The organism is uncultured Nostoc sp. (genome assembly GCF_964245575.1).
GTDB lineage: Bacteria > Cyanobacteriota > Cyanobacteriia > Cyanobacteriales > Nostocaceae > Nostoc.
In genome coordinates, this window is sequence record NZ_CAXTNP010000402.1 from 1 (window position 1) to 5,159 (window position 5,159).

Annotated in this window: 2 protein-coding genes; one reads left to right on the plus strand and one right to left on the minus strand. The window is 43.1% G+C overall.

All coding sequences use genetic code 11. The features are described from left to right. Positions 1–1,991 (plus strand): COR domain-containing protein (locus ACFFAP_RS35535; RefSeq protein WP_375515613.1); only part of this gene is annotated, 1,991 nt, incomplete at its 5' end. Positions 1,992–2,151: 160 nt separating this feature from the next. Here the strand turns inward: ACFFAP_RS35535 and hetF are convergent. Next, complete coding sequence (gene hetF, locus ACFFAP_RS35540; RefSeq protein WP_375515614.1) at positions 2,152–4,683, minus strand: cell division protein HetF; 2,532 nt, start codon at positions 4,681–4,683, stop codon at positions 2,152–2,154. Between the last annotated feature and the right edge of the window lie 476 nt (positions 4,684–5,159).

The window sequence follows — 5,159 nt, forward strand, 5'->3', positions numbered from 1 at the left end:
TGCAACAACTCACTTCCCTGTATTTAATCAGCAACCCCATCGAACAGCCACCGTTAGAAGTGGTTGAAAATGGTATTAAGGCGATTAAGGATTATTTCCGGCAACTAAAAGCAGAAGGCACAGATTATCTGTATGAAGCAAAGTTACTAATTATCGGCGAAGCAGGAGCAGGGAAGACAACACTGGCGAAGAAAATTGAAGATCAAAATTATCAACTCCGAGAGGAAGACTCTACAAAGGGAATTGAGGTGATCCAGTGGGGTTTCCCAATGGAAAATGGGCAAGAATTTCGAGTCAATATTTGGGACTTTGGGGGGCAAGAGATTTACCATGCTACTCACCAATTTTTCCTCACCAAGCGTTCCCTCTATACTTTGGTGGCAGATACCCGCAAGGAAGACATGGATTTTTATTACTGGCTGAATGTTGTAGAACTGTTGAGCGATAACAGTCCGCTGCTAATCATCAAAAATGAGAAGCAAGACCGCCACCGAGAGATTAATGAACTCCAGTTACGGGGACAGTTTACTAATTTAAAAGAGACTTTAGCAACAAACCTTGCTACCAACAGAGATTTAGAACAAGTTTTAGAACAAATCAAGCATTACGTTAAAAATCTACCCCATATTGGCAGTCCCCTCCCAAAAACCTGGGTTAAAGTCCGGGAAGCTTTGGAGAGTGACGCACGCAATTATATCGGCTTGGATGAATACCTGAACATTTGCCAACAAAATGGGTTCACCAAAAGAAATGACAAGTTGCAGTTGAGCAGCTATCTGCACGATTTAGGTGTATACTTGCACTTCCAGGAAGACGCACTTTTGAACAAGACCGTCATCCTCAAACCCAAGTGGGGAACTGATGCAGTCTACAAAGTCCTGGATAATGAAAAGGTGATTCACAAACTGGGCAGTTTCACCCAGTCTGACTTGGCAAGCATCTGGTGTGAAGACAAATACGCCACGATGCATGATGAACTATTGCGCCTGATGATCAACTTCAAGCTGTGCTACGAAATTCCTAAAAGTAAAGGAAAGTATATTGCTCCACAATTACTATCTGCAAATCAACTCTCATATAACTGGGATGAAACCAACAACCTGATTCTGCGTTACACTTACGAGTTCATGCCCAAGGGGATCATCAGCCAATTCATCGTCGCCATGCATGAGTTGATAAATGAACAACAGTGTGTCTGGAAAAGCGGCGTTGTTCTCAGCAAAGACCAGACGAAGGCAGAGGTAATTGAATATTACGGCAAGCGGGAGATTAAGATTCGAGTCTCAGGTCGTCACAAAAGAGATTTGATGACCATAGTTACACATGAACTCGATAAAATTCATGACTCGTATAAGCGACTGAAGTACAACAAGTTAATTCCCTGTAATTGTGTCACTTGCAAAGATAGCCAAGAGCCACACTTTTACCAATTTGAAATATTGCGACAGTTTGTAGCCGATAAACAAGAACGCATTCAATGTCAAAAAAGCTATCAAATGGTTGATGTCTTAGGCTTAATTGATGATGTGATGGACAGAAGGGAGTTACTTCAAGCACAACAACAGATGAGTAGCGATTTTCTACCTAATTCCTCAGAGACAAGAAGGGAAAATGTCGTTGTAACAATTAATAATGTAATTCAGCCGTCAAAGCAAGAGAATAATTTTATGACAGAACCATCTAAACAGGAAGACAATTCTCAGCCAGAAGACATAGTTAAACTTCCGTTTGCGTTTAGAAATGGAATGTTCTATTTATTTGTATTTGTAGTTGTATTTTGTCTAATTGCATTTTTTGGTGGTTCGCTACCATTTCATTATCTAGCTTTAGCAATTATTGGTACAGCAATATTTATCGTCTTAATAGGTGTTCTGCAACTCCGTCAAGATGACCGCCTTTCGGAGAAATCTTTTGTAGATTTGACAAAAATGGTATTGGAACAGTTACCTTTAATTAGCAATATTATTAAGCAGTTTCAAGGCAACAAATAAGAGTATAGAAAAATCCTATTTTAATTATGAAAATTGCAAAACCTCTTGCAAAAGCAACATGCAGTAGGGGCACAGCATTGCTGTGCCCCTAAAAACCGACTGTATTACATGGAATTGAGAACTGCTATTTAATCAACCGCGATCGCTCCACCACAACATATTACTGTCCTTCGCTCTTTTCCTGAAGAAGCGATCGCCAATCTGCGATCGCCTTCTCCGTCCACAACCAATTTTTAGCTAATTGATCTACCTGGAAATTTACTGGATCAGACTTAACTACCAATTGTCGCAACTTAATCGCTTCATTCAGATATTGTGCCTGCTTACCATTAGATTGACTCAGTGCAGATTTATACAGTCCAAGAGCTAAACCAGCGTATGAAGTTAAAGTATCTTGAGGCACTGCTGTCTTTGTAAATGTTGAGTCTGTGTTCTGCTTTTTAAGAGCTAAATTCAAAGCTTTAAACCAAGAATCATTACCTCGATTCAGATTGCCTTCAGTGTAGTAAGCAAATCCCAAAGCGTTATTATACAAAGGCGATTCTGGGTTAGCTTTTGCAGCAGTTTCCCAGTAACGGCGGGCATCATCGACACTATAGTTATTGTCTCCAGTTTGGATAGACTGCCACGCTAATCGTCCCTTGTAAAAGTTCACCGATGGATCGTCAGCTTGTTTATTTGGAATTAGTTTCAGGGAAGTTTCAGCCGCAGCCAGTGCGCCACGATTGAGTAGTTCTTCTACAGCCAATAACCCACTTCGCAAGTCGCCCTGGCTCAATTTTTCCGTAGCGGTGGCGGCGACAATTCCAGTCTCTGCTGTCTGTAAGTCGGTATTTTGCTGCTTTTTAATGGGTAAAGACTGGGTGGGAATTACTGGGATGTTAGGCAGAATTGGCTGCTGGGATCGATGCCACCACCAATTTAAACCGATCGCAGCAGCTAAGGCACTGATCCCCACAATACCGACAATTGGCCACAGCTTGCGGCGTTGGGTACGAGGTCTTGGTGGCGGTGGTTGCGATGCCTGCGGCGGGCTATGCCTACGCAAAAAATCAGCAGAATTTTGCCAATTTCCCTCCAAGTTCCCAGCAATTTGAGGTGGCGGTGCTGGGGCTTCTCCCCACAAATCTGCTTCCTCTTGCAAAGAAGTCATTTCCTCTAAAACCTGGCTTTGCTGAAGACTATTTTCTGAAATTTGTTGATCCAGTTCAATTGGAGCTTTTTGGTTATCTAGCTGACGAAACAAATCCGAAACTATAGCAGAATCTTCTGCATAGCTTGGGTCATCATACTCAATTTCATCAACAAGATCGCCCCAAGTATCTTCACCTAGCCAGTCCAACCCAGAATCACGCGCCAAACCAGAAGGAATCATATCCTCCATTCCTAAAGGCATCTCGGTATCATCTGCCATAGCAGAGTACATCGTAGAAGTTGCCCCTAAAGACGAATTATACTGGTTGGGCTTTGCACTTTCCGATAACTCAGTTTCCTGGCTCAGAAAACCGTCAAATTCTGGCTGGAGATACAAAATCGGTAATGCCCAGTACATCTGGTGAGAACCATAAGCAGAAATTAATCCTTGGCGCACCCGACTGACGCACAAATCTACTGGATATCCCTGACTCAAGTTGCGGTAAAACAATTGTGTGAGCGTCAACGCCACTTCATCAGGAATCCGTTCTGACATAGCCAAAACGCTTCTAATTCCGCGCTTCACCAGACTTTCTGCCAGGTTTCGTTCGCCAGTATCTCCACCGGGATCGCATGCAGCTGTGTACGCCCCCAAGCAGGAGTTAAACACTGCCATTTGGATATTATTGTTGACGAGCAAACCAGCCAGATCGTCCCCAGTCAAGATTTCCGTTAAGCCAGTTCTGCGACTAGCAAGATAAATTTCTCCGCCATTGGAACCTAAGTTACTATGACCAGAGTAGTGGAGAACATGGTATCTGCCTTGTTCTAGAGCTTGCGTCAGTTCTTCCCGCCCTGGTTGATCTAACACAGTTAGTTCAATTTCTGGAAAACGATTGCTATTTTCAGCAATTCGTGGTATACGGTGAAGTTCTGCTTGCAGTTTGATAGCTTCCTGTTTCTGTAAGTCAAGGCGGACTTGATCTGAGGGGGAAGCAATTACCATCAATACTTTTACACCACCTTGTTGTAGTGGTGTGGGCATATTTTGCGTAGGCGTAGCCCCCCGCAGGGATCGCAAAGGCGAAGCCCCCAAAATTCCACTTTGGAAGCGAGAAAAAGCGACATAAGGCCCGGTAGCCAGAGGGCGATCGCCTGCGTGCATCACTTCCCAAGGCAGACGAGCTAATCTAGTATCTTTTAGCCCCAAGCGCAAGCGTAGTACTTGTTGATGGTTCTGAGCAATACCTTGAGCAGTAATCCAACTATCCCTGAGAGTGCCTTGAAATAGAGCGTTATAAAATTGTTGACCCAACGCCACCAAATTAACAGAGTTTCTGGCGATATCGCTTTCGTGCCCACCAGAGGCGAATGGATCTCCTTGCAACACCGACTTCAACGGATCATTCATCAAATGCCCAGCAGTTATTAACCAATCAGCTACAGGCCAAGTCACCAATTCTTCTGCCAATGGTACTCCAGGCGCGACTTGTTCCGTCCGCACCAAGTAGTCATTTCGCCCTACAGGAGTTACCGAAATGTGGAATTCCTGGGTCACAGTTTCTCCTGTTTGCCTCCTAAATCTGGTTTGAAACGCGAAAGTTTCAAGTCGATTTTTCGCTCCTTCTGATAACTTAGATGCATCCCACCCCTGAATGTTTCTGATTCTAGTTGTTTTGCTTTTTCTACCTTTACAACTTTATCCGGATCGGATTACTTACGACTAGAACACTTAATTGGTAGATGCACCTTGATCTTCAACTCCCCTAGTTGGTTAAAACCCACTGGGGGTTTTTTTCAATTTTGGCAAACAACAGCAACTTCAGACGCAGATATTCTCGACCATAAAATAGTGCTTAACCCTAGAATACTTGATTAGTAGATGGGATATCCCTTGATTTTTAACTCCCCTAATTCAGTTAATATCCACTCTTGTTTTTTTAACACAGGAGAAAAATCAATTTTCTCAGAAATTTATCCGGAGCATGGTGGTTAAACCTAGAACATTTAATTGGTAGATGCACCCTGATAACT